The organism is Oscillatoria sp. CS-180 (assembly GCF_028330965.1).
Classification (GTDB): Bacteria; Cyanobacteriota; Cyanobacteriia; order Phormidesmidales; family Phormidesmidaceae; genus Halomicronema.
Window position 1 is genome coordinate 1 of the sequence record NZ_JAQMUB010000048.1, and the last position, 18,426, is coordinate 18,426.

Sequence of the window (18,426 nt, forward strand, 5' to 3'; positions counted from 1 at the left end):
CGCGCGATCGCATGCTTGGCATTATGCAGCGGACCTACAACCGCACCCTTATTCCTGACGGGTTAGGGGATGAAATGGCTCTGGCCTACAACAAAACAGGCGATATTGGCTCCGCTCTGGGTGACATTGCCTTAGTAGACGCCGCCAATGGTAAACGCTATGCAATTGCTGTCTTAATTACTCGTCCCTTCAATGATGGACGGGCCAGTGAATTAATTCGACGGATTTCAGGTCGCGTTCATCAGGAGATGAATCAGCCCATCAGTCCGACAGGAAGTGGAGCATTCCCCACCGCCGAAACTTCACCGACCGAAGAGGGCGTTCCTGATAGTTTCCCTAGCACTCCAGTCGATCCGTCCATTGGGGCACCCGCTGATTCGGACAGCGAGGTCACCCCTGGTTTAGAGCACTCCACCGAAGAGGTTCCGCTTCCGACCAACTAGCGTCTTGGGCTGAAAATCGGAACCTGGGAATTCGGGAAGAGTTGTTCATGGTCTGAGCCAATGGCTCAATCTAGCTCGCGCTCAAGCAACACACCGTTCAGAAAAATGTCCGCAAGTCCTTCAGCAAGAGCCTGCATTTCCTTTGGCGAATCGGCATCGCTGCCTAGGGTGGTTTGGCTGAAGCCTGCGATCGCAAACATTCCCAAAAATATACGAGCCACTACCCGAGGATCCATTGGACGATAGACACCTCGATCTATAGCGGTTTGGAAAAAAGCTTCTGTAACATCCGTCATTTTGCCAATCACCTCGCCCTGCACCTGTTCCCGCAACTCAGGGTGAAACTGGGCTTCCATAAAACAAACCCGCATCAAGTCAACGTTGCGTGGCAGGTTACCCATCCGCCGCCGCATCACCTGCCCTATTGCTTTGTAACTCGCCATTTCGCTAAGTTCAGTCAGCAAATCAGTCAACAACTCAACCCAGCCATCCGTTGCCACTCTGACTAAAATCGCCTTTTTGCTCTCAAAATGACGAAATAAAGTCCCCTCTGCCACTCCGGCAGCCTGTGCCAGATCGCGAGTGGTAGTTCCTCCATATCCCCTACGAGCAAACAATCGCTGAGCAGCCTTCAAAATGCGAGTTTCAGTTTCATTTTCTACACTCGTCGAAGGCGTTTTATAACGGACGACCATGACACTAACCTAGAGGCCAACAAGTGGGGATCATCCCACTAGGTCATTTTGCAATCAGGGAAACATAACGGCGGTTCGGAATTCATATAACCTCACACTCATCTACAAAAGTCTGTCAAAAGTGTGTCGGGAGCACACCTTTCGTAAGATATGGCAAGAGTTATGAGGGTGAAGAATGGACGGTAGCCATTATCCGGTTAGGGATGGGACGCGAATTTTCGCGTCTCCATACAGTGGCTGATTGTTCTCGACAGTTGAGCTACGGTAAAGCAATGACATCTACCGACGCCCACTCTTTTCTGGATACGGCTTGGCTGGGCCGCCCTTCTACCGAAGTTGCGCCTGATCTAATTGGCTGCACGCTGGTCAGACAGTTTCCTGATCGCACCCTCTATCGCGGCACTATTGTTGAGACTGAAGCCTATGCGCCCGATGATCCAGCCTGTCATGCTTACCGTCGCCGTACGGCCAGGAACGAGGTTATGTTTGGGCCGCCGGGAGCCTGCTACGTTTATCTCATCTACGGTATGTATCACTGCATCAATGTCGTCACAGATTTAGACACCGTGCCCAGTGCAGTCCTGATTCGTGCCCTTGATTTAGAAAGCATTCCGCCCTGGGTGGATGAAAAGCAGCGAAAAAAGCGCGATCGCGTCGCGGCGGGCCCTGGGAAGCTTTGTCGTGCTTTGAAGATCGATCGCACCCTCAACGGGATTCAACTCGAACCGGGTCAGCCATTGTGGTTAGAGCCGCGCTCAGCTTCTACGCAACAGGCGATTGCGAAGGGGACTCTAAAGATGGTGCAGACGACCCGCATTGGACTAACCCAAGGAGCAGATTTGCCTTGGCGGTGGTATGTGAAGGGGTGTTCGGCGGTCTCGAAAAAGGGCTAGAGCTTCAGCTGTGAATTCGGGGTTCAGGGTGAAGGGTAGAGAGGAGTTTGCTTTCAACTTCAGATAGTTCGAGAAGACGAGTGTTGACGGTTTCTCGATCAAAGTAGGTGGTGGCAAGAACCCAATAGGCTCCATAGTGTCGAGCTTCGGAAGCCATGAGACTGCTGTAGAACTTCGCCAAGTCAGGCTCGGGGCAGTGGGCAGCAAGGAGACCGAGTCGTTCATGGCTACGAGCTTCGATGAGCGCTGCCACCAAGAGCGAGTCAAGCATTCGCAGGGGTTCTTGGCGACGAACCTGAGCGCTCAATCCGGCACCGTAGGGAGGGGCTGGCAAAGGCTTCAAAGGCACCTTGCGGCGTTCTAGCCACTGGTTCACTAACTCAAAATGACCGAGTTCCTCTTGAGCGATCGCCGTCAATGCTCGCACTAATTTTTCGCTGGAGGGATAGCGACACATCAGGTTCAGAGCGACCCCGGCAGCCTTGCGTTCACAGTGAGAATGATCGAGCAGCACCGTATCCAGGTTTGCCAATGCCTGATCCAGCCACGCTTGAGACGTTGGCGTTTGCAAAAACTGAATGGTAGACATTGCGTTGGGAGCCGCGACCATTGAATCCTCTATTTTAATTCGCGCAGGTTTATTCTAACTCTGTGCTTTCCTCGGGGACTTGAGGGGTGGAGGTGGCTTGAAGCCTTGATAGTTGGTATTGAGCATCTTCGTAGCAATCAGTGCGTCCCAAATCTAAACAAAGCTGCGATGCTTTCTGAAGGTCCGTGATCGCAGCTGAAGTATTGCCCAGGTCAGCTTGTAATAGCCCTCGGTCATAGACAGCAAAAACATAGTCGGAATCAATTGCGATCGCTTTGGAAAAATCTTCCATCGCACCAGGAATATCGTCCATGGCCTGTCGAGTGAGGCCGCGATTGTAATAGGAATCGGAGCTGTCTGGTTCAATCTTGATCGCGATGTTGTAATCCTGTAGTGATCCCTTAAAGTCACCTAAACGCCGCTTAACTAATCCGCGATTTTGATAAGCTAAACCGTGACTTGGGCGCAGGCCAATTGCTGCTGAGCAATCATCTAAGGCAGCAACCTGTTCTCCCACGTTGGAATATGACAAACAGCGATTCAGATAGGCCGCCGCTTCAACTTCGGCTGAAGGCTCTAATTCAAGGGCCTGAGTGTAGTCTTCAATCGCGCCTTGATCATCGCCCCAGGCCGCACGAGCACTGCCTCGATTCACATAGGCTTTGGTAAAAGTCGCGTCGTGCCTAATCGATTGGGTGTAGTCCTCGATCGCACCTTGCACATCACCTACTGCAAATCGAAGGTTGCCGCGATCGTAGAGATAGTTTGGATGTTGAGGAACGAGTTCAATTGCCCTTGTAATATCTGCTAGCGCCGCTTCTGTGTCGCCCAACTCGAACTGTAGCTGACTCCGCTCTGACAGAGCCTCTGGATTATTAGGAAAGAGTTGGATAGCACGGGTATAGCGATTAATAGCCCCGTCGGGATCATTGAGCTTTGCAATTTCCGCATCTCGCATGTGTCGCTTTGCCAAAAATCGCTGCGGAAGTTCTAGGGCGACCAAACCGGCAAGCAAAGCTAGAAACGCAATTCCGGCAACGCCGATAACTTTCCACGGTAGCTTTCTCGTGAATGACCTTTGGGGAGTAGTTGCGGAAAGTGTCATCCGTCGTGCAGGAACTGAAGGCTGAATGGTGATTGGCAGATCAGCTATGGTTTGGCTATCAATTTGTTCAATATCTGACAGCACATCGGTTGCTTTTTGATACCGTCTATCAGGGCTGGGATGCACCATACGAGCCAGCAAGCTAATCATATTGACGCTCAATCCTGGAATGCCCTCTAGCAACCCAACAATTTCCTGTCGCAAGTTAGGATGTTGGGCGGCAGGTAACTCTTCAGCAGCTAGTCCGGTCAAGGCTTGAACCGTCAACATCCCCAGCGCATAGTGATCGCTGCAAAAAGTGGATTGTCCCTGGAACTGTTCAGGCGCTAGGTAGAATCGACTGGAAGGAGGCGAGTGATGCGAACTGAACACAGCATCTCGGCTGAAGACATTTTGACTAATACTTTTGATAGCCCCAAAATCCAACACCACTAGACGGTTATCTTTCTGGTGTCGGATCAGTTTTGAGGGCTTCAGATTGCCGTGAACAACTCCGCGTTCCTGAGCAAAGGCGACCACGGGTAAAACTTCTTTAAGAAAGTAAAGGGCATCGGATTGCGACCACGGTTGCCCACTAACCAGCTCTTCTTTGAGCGATCGCCCAGGAATGAATTCCTGAACAACATAGAAACTCTGCTCAAAGTCAAAGGCAGCAAACGTACTAGGGACTTGCTCATGCTGCCCAATGACCTCCAAAACCTCAACTTTTTTTCTAAGCAAGCTAAAAATAAACTTTCGAGTCATCGGGTTACGGGTTGGAAGCCGTAACTGCCTGACAACACATCTAGGATGTCCCGGATAATGAATATCTGCCGCCAGAAATGTCTGACCCGCCGGATGGGCGCTAAGAACCTGAACAATCTGGTACCGCCCTCCAAGGAGCTTTTGAGTCGCAGACATATGGTAGATGAATCCCTTCAAACTTTTCTGTCAATCAATCTAGAAGCGATTTATTGACTGCTTATAGATTAGGTGAAGAAAGGACTTTAACAATTCGACACATCATCTTAATGAGATTGGAATGTCTTTATACACCCTTAGGATAAACAGTCCTTGAGACTTTACGGTGAAGCTTGCTCTTTAGATTGCCCTGAATGTGGAGAAATAGCCTCACTCATCAAACTCTCAAAGCTGATAGCGCTGACAAAAAATACAGACAAAGACGGCCAGGGTATGGCGGGTAATTGAACAAACTTCACGGACAGCGTAAGGCATCATTCGTAACCTACACCCGATGTAATAAAAGTAACCGTTCTCTGCTGATTGACCTGGATTGTTAGAGGAACACGCTCATGAATCCTCTAGCACCTTGAACGCTTCATCTGTAGAACGTTGCTCTTGCCGTCAGGGATTACGCCTACAATCCTACGACATATATGAAACCATCGCCTACATTAAGCTTTTGTAGTTAGACGAACTTCTTTCCACAAATGAAACGGTGACAAGGCGGCTATATTCAATCCGTATCGGAAGACGTTGGTCTGCAAAAGAGCTGTCTAAATGGTTTGCACTGCCTCGAAGATTGTGTCATTAATCCGTCTTTTACATCATCCAATTTTGTATTTTTATTTCATAATGATGACTGGCTTAGACCCATTCAGCAGAATTAGGCCCTAGCCCAATTGGTTTCAGCAATACAAGGGATTTTATGAGCGCACCCCAGCCTATATTTGATGTTGAACCTTCGGAGCGGCTAAAAGCACTTCGGCAAAAGCGCCAAAAGCAACGCCACCCTAAGGCTCGCTCAGCGCGCTATCGAGCTTTGGGATGGGAAATGACCGGGCGCCTAACGGTGAATTTAGTGATTGCGCTCATGGGTCTGTCAGCACTCGTTCGGTTAATTCCTTACTATCAAACCCAGCGCCAGTTTTTGCAGCAAACAGAAAGTTCTTTGGAACAGGTTCAATCGCAAAATAGTCGCCTGCGGGCAGATTTCACTCGATACTTTGATCCAGCACAAACCAGTCAGGCTATGCAGGAGAGTAGCGATCGCAAGTCTGAAGGACATATTCCCGTCGTTTTAGTCGATCCCCTTGAGCTACAGGTCGAAGACGGCGAATGATGAAGTATGGGCAAGGGTAGAAAGAAGAGCAGTCGAACAGATAGGGAAACCGTTACGGGTCCCTTTTTTCCATCTCTATGTCAGCCTGATGCTCACAAGTAAATCCTTGTTCATTCCACGTCGTTAAATCCACTGACGATAAAGGGAAAACGCTTTCGCAATTGATGCTGTAGACCTGACTAATAAGGGCCCATCCCAGCGATCGCACCACATCGGCGATCGTTTTAAGTGGATTCTCAACATTGCCAGGAACACCCGTCTCTTGAACGAGACGCATTTCAGACCAGATTCCGTGGCTGCCCAACAGAATTTTTGCCAACCAGTTGGCTCTGGGGCTGTGACTAGGTGACGTCACAATTTGAACATGGTGAGCCTGCCACGCTTGCAGGGTCGGCAGGCTGTATCGATAGTTATCAAACGTGGAGTCGGCACAGGTTTCCAGCCAGACAGTGCTGAGGGGAGCTGAGACTCGCTCAAACAGAAGGCGAATGCAAGGAGGTTGAGACCCTTGAGAAATCAAAATAGGAAGGCTGTTGCCTTGCGCAACGGTTTCAGCGATAACCATTTCCCTGCGAATGCTGCCACCTAACACCAAAATCGCGTCGATGGGCTGCTGGGCATGGCGATAGAGTTGCGTGCCTAAGCTACTGGTCCAGCAGGTCAGGACTAATAGCAGCAGCAGTAGCCCTCCCTTTAAACGAAGCAATCCCTTGAACATCAACATGAGGTTATGGCAGCATTTCGCGATAAGACATGAATGCTGTCAGATTGCCCAGTTAAGGTCAAAAACGGACCGTTTGGATTAGGACGTTCCTCCCGTCCCTGTAGGAAACATGACTAGTGGTGAATTGTACGGGATGGCTTACTCAAACTTTTCCAGTTGGTCGAGGCGTAACCAGATATTAGGAGTCGGCACATGCCCAAACATGACGAGAGCATAGTCGTCGCGTGTTTCTAAAATTTCGCCTTTTGTCTCAAATAGATAGGGAGGCCAACGGGTATCACTGGCTGTCGATTCAGCACTGTTTTCGAGTTTTTCACGGACTGCTCGAACGAGGTCGCCCCGCTTTAGTTTCGCTGCCATGTCGCGATCGCACCTTCCAAGTATCGTCTCTAACTTATTGTAGACGGTTGCCCCCTCAACGCTGACATTGAGGACAAAAGTGGGCAGAGCGTCCGGCTAATTTAATCCGACGAATTGGGGTCCCGCAGACGCGGCAGGGTTGTTCTTCCCGGTCATACACATTGGCAATGCCTCCGTAATTGCCGTTGACGCCGTGGACATTCCGAAAGTCGCTGAAGGTCGTGCCGCCTTGGGCAATTGCGGCTTCTAGCGTCTTTTGAATGGCGTTGTGTAAGCGAACAATTCGTTTGCGACCCAAACGGGCACAGAGGGTCGTGGGGCGAATGCCGCTCAAGAAAAGAGCCTCATCCGCATAGATATTGCCAATGCCAGCAATTAAGGCTTGATCTAATAAGGCATTTTTGATGGGGCGATGGCGGCGGCGGGTGACCGTGTAAAGGTAATCAGGGGAAAAGCGATCGCTCAACGGCTCTGGCCCCAAAGCAGCAATGCCGGTAATGATGGATTCGATGCTGTGCTGTGCTGGAACCCACCAGAGACGGCCAAAGGTCCGCTGATCGATAAACCTCAAATCATGCGCTTTATCTAAATGCAATATCACGCGGCAGTGCTTAGACATGGGTTCTTGGAAAGGCATCCAAAGCAACTGCCCTGTCATTCGCAGGTGAACCCCTAAATGTCCTGCTGGCTCGCCATTAGCAGCTTGGAGCGTTGCCAGCAAATACTTTCCTCGACGATTCCAGGCCAGCAATGTGGTTTCGGCCACACCGTCTAAAAACGCTTCTACAGAACCGGGGTGGGCAATACTGCGGGGTAACAGCACTTGCCCACCCCGAATGAGTGCGCTCTGAGTAACTTGATTCAGCCCGCGACGAACGGTTTCAACTTCAGGTAGCTCCGGCACAATGTCTACAATCCAGCCAAATACGAGTAACCTTTTGCTAACCTTTTGCCGCAGACAACATATCGAGTTTAGGGCTTTAGCTTTAGCAACTCTCTGCTCTCACCCCATACTGCGCGCTTTCTCTAAACGCTATTCAGCTTCAGCTTTGGCTTTAGCTTTGGCTTTTTTCTTAGGCGCTTCCACTTCTATTAATTCATCTAGTGCGAAGTTGTTGGTGTTTACTCCGGCGTAGTTGACTTTGTCAAAACGAACAACAGCCGGGTAGCGAATGCCGCTTTGGTCGATAGTTGCAACGGTACCGACATCCTGATACCAGTAAGATTCTTTCCGAAGGATGCGGACTTTAGAACCACGCTGAACCATGAATATGTCCTCTTGAAAAACGAGTTTTATCAACGAATGACTCGTTAAACAGCGTACTACGGAAGCATCAGGTTACTGACCTGTCAGGGTTTAAGTTTTGTTGCCACACCCCTTCTTAGTCGGCGTTTTGAAACAACTTGAAACATACGAAACAATGTGAATTGATGATGGCCAGCATCTATCGACTGACAGGCTAGCAATCGACTGTCCGATGCCAAAATAGGTCTGGTTGTTCGCCTGATGCAGGGCGATCGCTTCTGCGGGTTATTGTTCTACTATCAACACCACTCATGATTGATCTCTACACGTTTACGACACCCAATGGCCGCAAACCCGTCATTCTGCTTGAGGAAATACAGTTGCCCTACACCGTGAAGATGGTGGATATCTCTAAGGATGAGCAGTTTTCGCCTGAGTTCGTAGCGCTTAATCCTAACAGCAAGATCCCAGTGATTGTGGATACCGAAACCGACATCACTGTTTTTGAATCAGGGGCGATTTTGATTTATCTGGCAGAGAAGACGGGCAGCGAATTGTGGCCGCAGGCCATGAAGCCTCGGATGCAGGTACTGGAATGGTTGATGTTTCAGATGGCGAGTGTCGGGCCTATGATGGGGCAGCACAGCCACTTCAAGCGGTCTGCGCCCGACAATGAGTATGGCATCAAGCGCTATCGTACTGAAACGCTGCGACTGTTTTCCGTCATGGATAGGCAGTTGAGCCAACACGACTATCTTGCAGGTAAGGCTTATTCCATTGCCGATATTGCGACCTATCCTTGGGTAATGACCTATGATTTTCAGGGACTTACTCTCGATGAGCATCCCAATCTGAAGCGCTGGACTGAAACGTTGGGACAACGTCCGGCCATTCAAACTGGCATGGCTTTGAAGAAGTAAACCATTCAAGACGGGTTTAGCCTAGATGTTGTTCTCATAGCGATGAACGATACCTAGTACACCACGGCAGAAATAGACTCACCATTCAAAACCCTAGGAAAGCTTATCCGCCTTGGTTTTGTAGAGCTTTGCTCTTCTCACAGAGTATTCTCAATTTTGAATTTTGAATTCCGCGCAGCGGTACCGGACTAACGGTTGATCAGCTCTATGCCCTGGGTTTGCTTATTCACAATTTTGGCTGTTGGATTAGCGAAAGCAGGCATCGTAGGACTGACGATCCGAGCGTTTGTGGTGGCTCTACTGCTGAATGGCATGCACTGTGAGCAGTCTCCAGGAAGACAATATTACAGCCGATAAAGTGGTCGTTTTTGGTAATAGACCTTCTCCAAAAAAGTGAGTTTAGGTTAGAACTGCAAAGGTGAGTTGAGGGCATCTTGAAAACGGCTGTTGAGGAGATAGATGCTTTGAGAAGTTACTGTTGGCTGAAGCATTGGCAACAAAAATTGCGATCGCTTAAAGGGCTACTTTTGGTGATCGCCTTCTGGCTATTGCTCACAAGTCCGAGCGCTTCCCAATTTCCCGCACTCAACGAGGCGCCTGTCGTTTTAGATGGCCGCCCAGTCTTTGAAGTAGCTCGCACAAATCAAGTTAATGCTGATGAGCGTGCTGAAACCATCAGCACGTCTTTGAAAGAGTTTTTGGCGTCCAACGACGAACTCATTGCGACAACAGATATCCGTAACAAGGCTCCCGTCATCCTGGTGAACGGGCGCTACCTAATGACCGTCACTCAAGATGATGCCGCACTCAATAATGCCGATTCGCCACGATCACAAGCAGCCGTATGGACCCAAGTCCTCAATGAAGCTTTAGACGTTGCTCAGCAGGAGCGGAGTCGCGGTTTTCTGCGAGAGCGAATAGTCATTTCCATTAGCGTCCTGATTGTTGCGCTGATCCTCAACCGGGTAATGGGCTACGTTTGGCGGCGACTGCTACGGCCTTTGATCGAGAGCATAACGACCCCCCAGGATGATGGCAACACGCCACCCGTAGGACTCAATTTACTGTTGTCTTCATTGCTGACGCTAGTTCGTCTATCTCTATGGTTTGGCGTTACGACTTATCTAACAAACTTGTTTCCGTTTACGCGCCGTGGCAGTTATTTCCTGCGACGACAAGCATTAGTCGGATTTTTGGAACCCAATCTCCGGCTGGGACAAAACGAATTTTCACTGCTGAGCCTACTGATACTCTTCGGGCTTTTGCTAGGCATCGTTGTCGTTTCAGGCATCATTACTAACTTTTTGCGATCGCGCATCTTGCGTCTCACAGGGATTGATCGCGGTTCACGCGAGGCCATCTCTGTTCTAATTAAATACAGCCTGATCTTTGTCGGAGCAGTTGTGCTGTTGCAAATTTGGGGCCTTGATCTAAGTTCCCTAGCCCTGATTGCCAGTGCCCTGGGTGTGGGTGTGGGATTAGGTTTGCAAGGAATCGTCAAGGACTTTGGTAGCGGCTTAGTCCTAGTGTTTGAACGACCTATCCAAGTCGGTGACTTTGTTGCCTTTGGTGAATTTCAAGGCACCGTTGAGCGAATTGGTGCCCGCAGCACAGAAATTAAAACGCTGGATCAAATTTCGATCATCGTCCCTAATTCCCGTTTTTTAGATCAGGAAGTTATTAACTGGAGCCATCGCAACCCAGTTTCCCGTATTCGTTTACCCGTCGGTGTTGCCTACAGCTCTGATCCCAAAATAGTCAAAGACGTTCTGGTCGACGTCAGCTATCAGCATCCGCAAGTGCTGTCAACACCGCCACCGTTGGTATTCTTCAAGGGCTTTGGAGACAGTTCACTCGATTTTGAACTCCTCGTGTGGATTGCAGATCCGCCAAAGCAATTAGTCATCAAAAGTGATCTGTACTTTGCGATCGAGTCAGTCCTCCGAAGACATGAGATCGAGATTCCGTTTCCCCAAAGAGATCTTCACGTCCGCAGCGGCAACTTACCCATCGATCTCTCAGACGGTAATTCAGGGTTATCAACCCCTTTTGCAGAAGACTCAAACTAACCCTATAGCCGTCGCCTCTTCCGTCAGGACAAGACGGCTATACCTGATGCAGCAACGCGCCTGACAACATCAGAGCGCTAACGTCATATCCGTCGGCAGCGTCACCATAAAAGAGGTCTTTGATGACTTGCTCACAACTTCAATATGGCCCCCAATATGCCACAGCAGCTTTTGCACAAGCGCCAATCCCAGCCCAGTTCCCCCTTGCTTCCAGGGATCAGAGCTAGGCACTCGGTAAAACTTGTCAAAAATTCGAGGTAGCTCTGCGGGTGAAATTTCAACACCGGAGTTGGAGACTGTAATGTTGACCTGATCCTCCTGTTCCACCACCGCAGTTACCGAAATTGCTGATCCCGGCGGCGTATACTTGCAAGCATTGTTCAACAACTCCACAAAAATCCTTTCTAAGCTTGCTTGATCGCTCACCACTTGCGGCAGTTCGTCGGGCAGATGAATTGACAATACTTGCTCGCGACTTTGCGCTCGCTCGTGAAACCCATTGACAATGCCAACCAACCAGCTTTGTAAATTGATCCGCTGGGGAGTGATGGGATGATTGCCGCCGTCCAAGCGCTGTAAATCCAGCAAATCATTGATCAAGCTAATCTCTCGTTCACACTCCTCCCTCAAGACTTGGTAATAGCGAGCAACGCGATTTTGGCTCACTTTGGGCTTTTGGAGTTCATCGTTAAGATTAAGCTCTTGATTGAGGGTGACGCCAAGGAGCTGTAGCGCAACTCGCATACTGGTAACGGGGGTCCGCAGCTCATGGGAAACCGTACTCAAAAAGTCGTCCTTCAGGTGGTTAAGTCGCTCTAGTTCCTTCACCTGAGCTTGGGCTGCTTGATAAAGTCGAGCTTGACGAATCGCGATCGCACATTGATTAGCAACCTGCTGGACTAAGCGAATCTCCTGTTCTTCGAACTCATAATCCTTCTCGTTGATCAGCCAGAGATCGCCCAAGACGCCCCGATCATCTCGGATCGGGCAGGCAAACATCGCCACATGCCCACGCACAGGATTGGGTTCTTTGGAACAGAACTGAAAATATTGACCGTCTAACAGCTGATGGTAAACCTCGGGAAAGGCCTCCATTTGCGCAACCCGTCCCTGATAGGGTGGCAAGGACTCGTTGTATTCGTAATAAATCGTGGAAGTTCCCTGTTCCAAATCATATAAAGCCGTGTTGGATCCCTTTGCTCCCAAGACTCCGGTCAGTTCCTCAACGGCTGTTTGCAAAATTTGAGATTCGTCCAGGCTATCGCGCACGCGATCAGTAATGCGTTTGAGCGTCGCTTCAAAGTCCAAGGCTTGCTGTAGCTGCCGCGTACGCTGTTCTACCTGAGTTTCCAGTTCGGCATTCAGTTTACGCACCTGAGTATAGAGATCGGCCTGGGCGATCGCGCTCCCAACCTGAGTAGCCACATCGCGTAGAGCCTCCACTTCCCACTGTCGCCAGGGTCGTGGATGACTACAGTCGTGAACACAGATCAATCCCAACAAAGTTGTTTCCTGCACCACGGGGATCGCAATGTGAGATTGAACATTAACTGCCTTTAAGTAAACACGCTGCTCGTCAGGCAGGTCGCAGTTGTCCAGGTCTTCAGCAATTTGAATATGGCCATGGCGATATTCGTCGAGCTGGGAAGCATCAAAACAGGTTTGGTCCAGCAAAATGCCTTTCAAAGAATACTGATCATCCGCAACGGCTTCGGCAATCACGCCTGTGCGACTGGGCCGTAGGCTGTAAAACAGCACCCGATCCGCCTCCAAAAACCGCCGCAGCTCTTCCATGCTGCACTCTAGTAGGTTTTCAGGGCGAATGGACTGTAACAGGTGCTTGGCGATCGCTCCTAGCAGGCGCTCTCTACGAGATTCCTGTTGCAACCGCTGTTCAGCTTCCACACGACGGGTAATGTCTCGTAGGACGTGAGTCATGAGGAGAGATTGTCCCTGTTCAGCCTGCACGCTGATTTTGACGGACAAAATACGAACCTCATCTTTCCCGTTTCGTAGGGCAATCTCTTGCTCCTGACCCGTTTGGGTGGTAAAAGCTTGCTGCTGCAATTGCTTCAGCGTGTCTAGACCCGATTTAGCGAGCAATGCATTGTCCTGCTGCCCGAGCAAACTGTCTCGGGAACAACCCAATAGATTGCAACAGGCATCGTTTGCGTATACCCAGGCCCCACGAATATCCGTGACAAAAACCGGGTCAGCGATGGTATCCAAAATTGTCGGCGGTGCTGGCAGGGGATCAGACACTTTCCTCAATGGTGAAATAGATTTCACAGTAATAATCTTTGGGCCATTCCCGGTAAAGGACTGAACAACAGTTGTAGTCACGGAAACCGATGCAGAAGGCTGAGGGGAGGCTTTGAGAGGCTGCTTCTAGGTGAGATTTATCAATCCCAGACTACAAATTTCAAACGAGTTTAGAGAGCTAGATAGAAATGAGGGTTATCCACTATGGGTAGGGGGCTAGTTATTTAGGAGCAGGACTGTCCCTCACAAACGAAATTCAAACTGCCTAACAAGGCATATCCTAAGGGTAATTACAGAGAAAGACCAAAAGGTCTGAGACTAACATCTTTACTGTAAGAATACGGACTTTTCACCGATAAGCATCAGGGAATTTCATAATAAATGCATTGCTCCTCGTCAAAACCACATAATCACTATTCCCTGTTTTTGAGGAAAACACTCAATCAGACTTGATTTTTGTCATGGGTCTTGCATGAGAGGGAGACAAAGAGCATATCCCTTGCAACCCTCACTTTACATCTCTTCCCAAGCTTACGAGAAGAGGAATAAGAGGGCGATACAGGGGAATTGCAAACTTGACATACTCTTTGGAAAAACATCCTACCTGTTGAGTCAAGCCCCATCGCAAAAATTAGGGGACAAAGGGTTAGACAGTGAGAACAGTTCCTTATTACCACTTGGTCTACAACCTGCTCAAAGAGGTGCTGAGCCACACTCTGGGTAGATTGATCAACACAGCTGCACTGTCAGATCACGTCTTTTTACAGCCTGAATTTTTTTTCAGCTTGAATTCAGGTAGAGCACGAGCTGACTCGCGATGCTAAGACCATCGCTCACTTGAGGCAGTCAACCCATGCTCATTCCCTCCAGATTTTCAACGCCTTCAAGCGGTCCCCCCAGAGTCGTTATCGTAGGTGCCGGTTTTGGGGGCATGCAGGTAGCCCAGTCTTTAGCCCACAGTGGCGCTGAGGTGTTGCTGGTCGATCGCAACAACTACAACACGTTTGTGCCGTTGCTATATCAGGTCGCAGCATCTCAAATCGAACCTGAAAGTATTGCCTATCCCCTGCGAACGGTGGTGCGACGAACGGCTCTCACCCGCTTCTTGATGGCCGATGTAAAAAAAATTGATTTTGAACATCAGGTCGTTGAGACGGTAAATTCGGTACTGCCCTATGACTATCTGGTGCTGGCAACAGGCAGTCAAACTCAATACCTGGGAGTACCTGGAGCCGCTGACCACGCCTTTCCGTTGAGAACGTTAGACCAGTCTGTAGCGCTGCGAAACCATATCCTGCAACGGTTTGAACAGGCTGAACAAGAGCCTGTTCAAACGCGACGGCAGCAGCTTCTGACCTTTGTGATAGTGGGCGGCGGACCCACAGGGGTTGAGATGGCGGGTACGCTGACAGAGCTACAGCGATCGCTCCGCCACGACTATCCCAATTTAGACTGGCGCGAAATGCAAATTGTGCTGGTGCAGTCGGGTAATAACTTATTGACTAACCTACCCGCACGACTAGGACACTACACCACACGCAAGCTGCGTAAGCTTGGCGTCAAGGTTCATTTCCAAACCCGGGTAAACCGGATAACCGAACACTCGGTCGAATTTTCTGACGGCTCATTGCTGCCTGCTGGAACCGTGGTGTGGGCAGCAGGTTTAGAAGCGGCCCTGCCAACAGCAGAGACTGTTCCTGAAACGGCGGCTAAGCGCAAGCTGAAAGTTCAATCGACCCTGCAACTCATCGACCGTGAAAACGTCTATGCCATCGGCGATTTGGCCTATGGTGAGCAAAACGGTAAACCCCTGACGGGTGTGGCCCCAGAAGCGTTACAGCAGGGCGTTGCCGTCGCTCGCAATATTCGTCGTCAGTTGCGTGGGCAAGCGCCGCAGCCGTTCCGCTATCTCAACAAAGGACGGCTGGCAATCATTGGTGGCTACGCAGGCGTCGGCAAAATTGGTCCCATCTTGCTGACGGGATTTCTACCCTGGTTAATGTGGCTCAGCGTTCATTTGGTCTACCTACCCGGATTTCGTAATCGGTTGATGGTGCTGCTGAATTGGCTGCACGGCTACGGTCATGGCGATCGCCCCATTCGGCTTATTCTCACACCCAAAGCAGCCTTTTCAAGACCGTCCTCCCACACCCGTACCTGCACTAGCTAGGGTGCGTCATCTATCGATTCCAGAAGCCTCGTGGCACAAGCACTATTGGCGTCCATCCTCCATTGCTCAGCCCTCCGTTGGTCAGCTAGGGGCTAAAACCGCCTCTAAAATAGAGCATTTAAGCGCCAAATACCGATGACAGATCCTGGCTCCATTGCATCAAGTCTTAGGTACAAAGCCTGAGGTTTAGAGTGCTTTAATCTTTCCACCGACACGATGTTTTGACCGCAATTGTTACTCAATGTCTGACCCATCACCTAACAGTTAGGAGAAAATTCCATGCTTATACAAAAATACGTTCCACTAGTGGCCCGCACTGCGATCGCAATCATCTTTCTTCACAGCGGTATCGGCAAAATTTCTGACTTTTCGGGAACACAGCAGCAAATTGCAAATGCTGGCTTACCCCTAGCACCTTTAGTCACCCTTTCCACTATTGCTTTTGTCTTTCTGGGTAGCATCTCGCTCATTCTGGGATACAAAGCTCGCATCGGTGCCGGTCTACTCCTAGCGTTTTTGATTCCGGCTACGCTCGTGTTTCACAATCCCATTGTGGATCCCTCACAGCTTATCCAGTTCTTGAAAAATCTAGCCATTATTGGTGGCTTACTGATGGTGGTAGCCTACGGATCAGGGCCTGTAAGCCTGAGTCGTTCCACCGTTGCCCCCGCTTATTACACTGAGCTTCACGAACAGGAGGAAGTCCTGCGATGAAATACCTGTCTGAGTGGTTGATGTCTTTTGGGAGCTTTCGTATTCGCCTATTGGCCTGGTACTTTTTGCTTGCCGTTTCGACTACGGGCATAGCAGTCTGGGTAACGCGGCAAATCTACTGCGATCGCCTGTTTGAGCAAGCCGACGCCGCTTTAGCCGAAGAGGTACAGCGGTTTCAGCAAACAGCTGAGCCATTAACCACTCAGCAGCCCACCCAGCAGGACGTCGCAGCCCTATTTGACCAAATTGTCGACAATCATATTCCCGCTGAAGATGAATCGGTGCTCACCTTTATTGACGGACAGTTTTATCGAGCGAGTGAGTCCTTACCGGATTGGCTAGCCCAAGAGCCAACCCTGAAGGCGACCTGGGCCAGTTTGGCAGCGCCTCAACAAGAGCGCTTACAAGGGGAGCATCGAAACATTGCCTACGCTGCTGAGCCGCTAGTGATCGATCATGAAGTCAGAGGGGTTTTTGTTGCGATCGAAGATCAAACGATTGCCTACCAGTCGGGAACAGGGGCCATTGGGCTGGTCCTCAAGGTTTCGACCGCCGTACTGGGTGTCTTCTTCTTGATTGCCTGGGTTACAGCAGGACGGCTATTGAGACCGTTGCGGCTGATGAACCAAACGGCCCGCCAGATCACAGAATTTGACATGACTCAGCGCATTCCAATTCAAGGCTCTGACGAAATTACAGCCGTGACAGCGACCTTCAACGATATGCTCGATCGCCTGCAAAATGCTTTCGATGAGCAGCAAGAGTTTCTTAAAGACGTGAGTCATGAGCTACGGACACCAATTACGGTCATTCAGGGACAACTTGAAATCCTGGCCTACCGTCCTGAAAAACAGGCCGAAACCATTACGCTGATCACCTATGAACTACAGCAGATGAATCGCCTGGTGAATGACCTGCTGCTACTTGCAAAAGCCGAGCGTCCTGATTTTCTTATCTTGCAGCCAGAAGATCTAGATTGGCTGACGGAGGAGCTTTATCTAAAAGCGCGATCGCTGAATCCTGATCGCGACTGGCGGCTAGAAGCGAAGGGGCTTTATCCAGTCACTATTGATCGTCAGCGCTTTTCTCAGGCAGTGATGAATTTGCTGCAAAACGCCGTGCGTCATACTCGATCCGGAGACGTCATTGCTTTGGGATCTGCCGTCGTCGGGGATGAGTTTCGGGTATGGGTACGCGATGCTGGTGAAGGTATCGCCCCTGAGGACCAGACTCGCATTTTTGAACGTTTTACTCGGGCTACCGACAACAACCGTCAGTTCGAAGGGGTTGGACTAGGGCTATCGATTGTGACTGCAATCGTTGCTGCCCACGGTGGTCGAGTCGAGCTATCCAGTACGCTTGGCAAAGGGTCCACATTCACTCTGATTTTGCCCCTTGAACCACCCGTTTTACCGTTTGAATCGTTGACCCATGAATCGCATTCTTATCGCGGAAGACAATCCGCATATCGTTGACTTTCTCAAGGCCGGCCTGAAGGCTCACGGATTCACGACGCTGGTTGTTGAAGATGGAAATCAGGCTGCCAATCTAGCCAGCAGCAACGACTTTGATTTGCTCATTCTTGACCTGGGGCTACCTGGCAAAGATGGTCTTGCGGTGCTGCGAGAAGTTCGCGGCCAGGGCGAGACATTGCCCATTATTGTGCTTACAGCTCGTGATGGTGTAGACGATACGGTGATGGCACTGGAAGGTGGTGCAAACGACTACATGACCAAACCCTTTCGATTTGAAGAACTGCTCGCGCGGATCAAGGTGCAACTGCGCGATCGCCACTTGCAGACCGCTACTCCATCTGAAACCGTCCTCACTGTTGATAACCTGTCGTTGAACCTGCTGACGCGACAAGCCTGGGTGGGCGATCGCCGAGTCGAGCTATCTGCCAAAGAGTTTGTATTAGCAGAAGTGCTGCTGCGGCATCCTATGCAGGTGATGAGCAAAGAGCAGCTGCTAAACCGCGTCTGGGGCTACGACTACGACCCCGGATCCAACATCATCGAAGTCTATATTCGCCACCTGCGTCGTAAGTTTGGTGATGGCTACATTGAAACGGTACGTGGCATGGGCTATCGATTGAGGCGTCAAACGAATCGGCCTTGAGGGGCTAAACCGGCCTCGACAAACAGCTACAGCGCTGGAGGCTGCTTGCTGCATGA

General features: G+C 50.2%; 18 protein-coding genes. 10 read left to right on the forward strand and 8 right to left on the reverse strand.

Annotated features, from left to right (window positions below):
* On the forward strand, nt 1-443 hold a 443-nt coding region (locus PN498_RS12075; RefSeq protein ID WP_272063031.1), incomplete at its 5' end, for a serine hydrolase.
* 65 nt (nt 444-508) lie between these two features.
* Here the strand turns inward: PN498_RS12075 and PN498_RS12080 are convergent.
* Nucleotides 509-1,138: a TetR/AcrR family transcriptional regulator gene (locus tag PN498_RS12080; protein ID WP_272063032.1), complete on the reverse strand. Its 630-nt coding sequence runs from the start codon at nt 1,136-1,138 to the stop codon at nt 509-511.
* A gap of 272 nt (nt 1,139-1,410) precedes the next feature.
* Here PN498_RS12080 and PN498_RS12085 point away from each other — a divergent pair, with 272 nt between their 5' ends.
* Nucleotides 1,411-2,031 carry a DNA-3-methyladenine glycosylase gene (locus PN498_RS12085; RefSeq protein ID WP_272063033.1) on the forward strand — a complete coding sequence of 207 codons (621 nt, stop codon included), beginning with the start codon at nt 1,411-1,413 and terminating at the stop codon, nt 2,029-2,031.
* A gap of 4 nt (nt 2,032-2,035) precedes the next feature.
* Here the strand turns inward: PN498_RS12085 and PN498_RS12090 are convergent, their stop codons facing one another.
* Entirely contained in the window at nt 2,036-2,620 is a 585-nt protein-coding gene (locus PN498_RS12090) for a tRNA-(ms[2]io[6]A)-hydroxylase (protein WP_442951415.1), read from the reverse strand.
* Between the two features lie 49 nt (nt 2,621-2,669).
* A complete protein-coding gene (locus PN498_RS12095; protein WP_272063035.1) occupies nt 2,670-4,625 on the reverse strand; it encodes a protein kinase family protein in 1,956 nt (651 codons plus the stop codon).
* A gap of 748 nt (nt 4,626-5,373) precedes the next feature.
* On the opposite strand from PN498_RS12095, the gene PN498_RS12100 reads away from it, so the two are divergent.
* Nucleotides 5,374-5,787: a hypothetical protein gene (locus PN498_RS12100; RefSeq protein ID WP_272063036.1), complete on the forward strand. Its 414-nt coding sequence runs from the start codon at nt 5,374-5,376 to the stop codon at nt 5,785-5,787.
* A 52-nt stretch (nt 5,788-5,839) separates the two neighbouring features.
* Here the strand turns inward: PN498_RS12100 and PN498_RS12105 are convergent, their stop codons facing one another.
* The 4 genes from PN498_RS12105 to PN498_RS12120 all read right to left on the reverse strand — a co-directional run bounded on the left by PN498_RS12105 (nt 5,840) and on the right by PN498_RS12120 (nt 8,138).
* Entirely contained in the window at nt 5,840-6,511 is a 672-nt protein-coding gene (locus PN498_RS12105) for a YdcF family protein (RefSeq protein ID WP_272063037.1), read from the reverse strand.
* A 138-nt stretch (nt 6,512-6,649) separates the two neighbouring features.
* Nucleotides 6,650-6,871, reverse strand: a complete 222-nt coding sequence (locus PN498_RS12110) for an NAD(P)H-quinone oxidoreductase subunit O (protein WP_272063039.1) — start codon at nt 6,869-6,871, stop codon at nt 6,650-6,652.
* A gap of 55 nt (nt 6,872-6,926) precedes the next feature.
* Entirely contained in the window at nt 6,927-7,775 is an 849-nt protein-coding gene (locus PN498_RS12115) for a DNA-formamidopyrimidine glycosylase (RefSeq protein ID WP_272063040.1), read from the reverse strand.
* A gap of 129 nt (nt 7,776-7,904) precedes the next feature.
* A complete protein-coding gene (locus PN498_RS12120; protein WP_334312248.1) occupies nt 7,905-8,138 on the reverse strand; it encodes a photosystem I reaction center subunit IV in 234 nt (77 codons plus the stop codon).
* Between the two features lie 290 nt (nt 8,139-8,428).
* Here PN498_RS12120 and PN498_RS12125 point away from each other — a divergent pair, with 290 nt between their 5' ends.
* The 3 genes from PN498_RS12125 (at nt 8,429) to PN498_RS12135 (ending at nt 11,106) form a co-directional block, all read left to right on the forward strand.
* The gene (locus PN498_RS12125) at nt 8,429-9,037 is read left to right on the forward strand and encodes a glutathione S-transferase family protein (protein WP_272063041.1); all 609 of its coding nucleotides are present in this window, start codon (nt 8,429-8,431) and stop codon (nt 9,035-9,037) included.
* 207 nt (nt 9,038-9,244) lie between these two features.
* Complete coding sequence (locus tag PN498_RS12130; protein WP_272063042.1) at nt 9,245-9,394, forward strand: hypothetical protein; 150 nt, start codon at nt 9,245-9,247, stop codon at nt 9,392-9,394.
* A 107-nt stretch (nt 9,395-9,501) separates the two neighbouring features.
* Nucleotides 9,502-11,106, forward strand: coding sequence for a mechanosensitive ion channel family protein (locus tag PN498_RS12135; protein WP_272063043.1), 1,605 nt, complete (start codon nt 9,502-9,504; stop codon nt 11,104-11,106).
* A 69-nt stretch (nt 11,107-11,175) separates the two neighbouring features.
* Here PN498_RS12135 and PN498_RS12140 read toward each other — a convergent pair whose 3' ends face one another.
* Nucleotides 11,176-13,368, reverse strand: a complete 2,193-nt coding sequence (locus tag PN498_RS12140) for a sensor histidine kinase (protein WP_272063044.1) — start codon at nt 13,366-13,368, stop codon at nt 11,176-11,178.
* Between the two features lie 853 nt (nt 13,369-14,221).
* On the opposite strand from PN498_RS12140, the gene PN498_RS12145 reads away from it, so the two are divergent.
* The 4 genes from PN498_RS12145 (at nt 14,222) to PN498_RS12160 (ending at nt 18,370) form a co-directional block, all read left to right on the forward strand.
* The gene (locus PN498_RS12145) at nt 14,222-15,538 is read left to right on the forward strand and encodes an NAD(P)/FAD-dependent oxidoreductase (RefSeq protein WP_272063045.1); all 1,317 of its coding nucleotides are present in this window, start codon (nt 14,222-14,224) and stop codon (nt 15,536-15,538) included.
* A 279-nt stretch (nt 15,539-15,817) separates the two neighbouring features.
* Nucleotides 15,818-16,252, forward strand: a complete 435-nt coding sequence (locus PN498_RS12150; protein ID WP_272063046.1) for a DoxX family protein — start codon at nt 15,818-15,820, stop codon at nt 16,250-16,252.
* Nucleotides 16,249-17,727: a sensor histidine kinase gene (locus PN498_RS12155; RefSeq protein ID WP_272063048.1), complete on the forward strand. Its 1,479-nt coding sequence runs from the start codon at nt 16,249-16,251 to the stop codon at nt 17,725-17,727. Before PN498_RS12150 ends, PN498_RS12155 begins: the two co-directional genes overlap by 4 nt.
* Nucleotides 17,684-18,370 (forward strand): response regulator transcription factor, encoded by a 687-nt coding sequence (locus tag PN498_RS12160; protein ID WP_272063049.1) that lies wholly within the window; start codon nt 17,684-17,686, stop codon nt 18,368-18,370. Before PN498_RS12155 ends, PN498_RS12160 begins: the two co-directional genes overlap by 44 nt.
* Nucleotides 18,371-18,426: the final 56 nt, after the last annotated feature.

Excerpts from the sequence above, each read along its gene's own strand:
- PN498_RS12080 (WP_272063032.1), bottom strand. The coding sequence starts at position 1,138 with ATGGTCGTCCGTTATAAAACGCCTTCGACGAGTGTAGAAAATGAAACT.
- PN498_RS12085 (WP_272063033.1), top strand. The coding sequence starts at position 1,411 with ATGACATCTACCGACGCCCACTCTTTTCTGGATACGGCTTGGCTGGGC.
- PN498_RS12090 (WP_442951415.1), bottom strand. The coding sequence starts at position 2,620 with ATGTCTACCATTCAGTTTTTGCAAACGCCAACGTCTCAAGCGTGGCTG.
- PN498_RS12095 (WP_272063035.1), bottom strand. The coding sequence starts at position 4,625 with ATGTCTGCGACTCAAAAGCTCCTTGGAGGGCGGTACCAGATTGTTCAG.
- PN498_RS12100 (WP_272063036.1), top strand. The coding sequence starts at position 5,374 with ATGAGCGCACCCCAGCCTATATTTGATGTTGAACCTTCGGAGCGGCTA.
- PN498_RS12105 (WP_272063037.1), bottom strand. The coding sequence starts at position 6,511 with ATGTTGATGTTCAAGGGATTGCTTCGTTTAAAGGGAGGGCTACTGCTG.
- PN498_RS12110 (WP_272063039.1), bottom strand. The coding sequence starts at position 6,871 with ATGGCAGCGAAACTAAAGCGGGGCGACCTCGTTCGAGCAGTCCGTGAA.
- PN498_RS12120 (WP_334312248.1), bottom strand. The coding sequence starts at position 8,138 with ATGGTTCAGCGTGGTTCTAAAGTCCGCATCCTTCGGAAAGAATCTTAC.
- PN498_RS12125 (WP_272063041.1), top strand. The coding sequence starts at position 8,429 with ATGATTGATCTCTACACGTTTACGACACCCAATGGCCGCAAACCCGTC.
- PN498_RS12130 (WP_272063042.1), top strand. The coding sequence starts at position 9,245 with ATGCCCTGGGTTTGCTTATTCACAATTTTGGCTGTTGGATTAGCGAAA.
- PN498_RS12145 (WP_272063045.1), top strand. The coding sequence starts at position 14,222 with ATGCTCATTCCCTCCAGATTTTCAACGCCTTCAAGCGGTCCCCCCAGA.
- PN498_RS12150 (WP_272063046.1), top strand. The coding sequence starts at position 15,818 with ATGCTTATACAAAAATACGTTCCACTAGTGGCCCGCACTGCGATCGCA.
- PN498_RS12155 (WP_272063048.1), top strand. The coding sequence starts at position 16,249 with ATGAAATACCTGTCTGAGTGGTTGATGTCTTTTGGGAGCTTTCGTATT.
- PN498_RS12160 (WP_272063049.1), top strand. The coding sequence starts at position 17,684 with ATGAATCGCATTCTTATCGCGGAAGACAATCCGCATATCGTTGACTTT.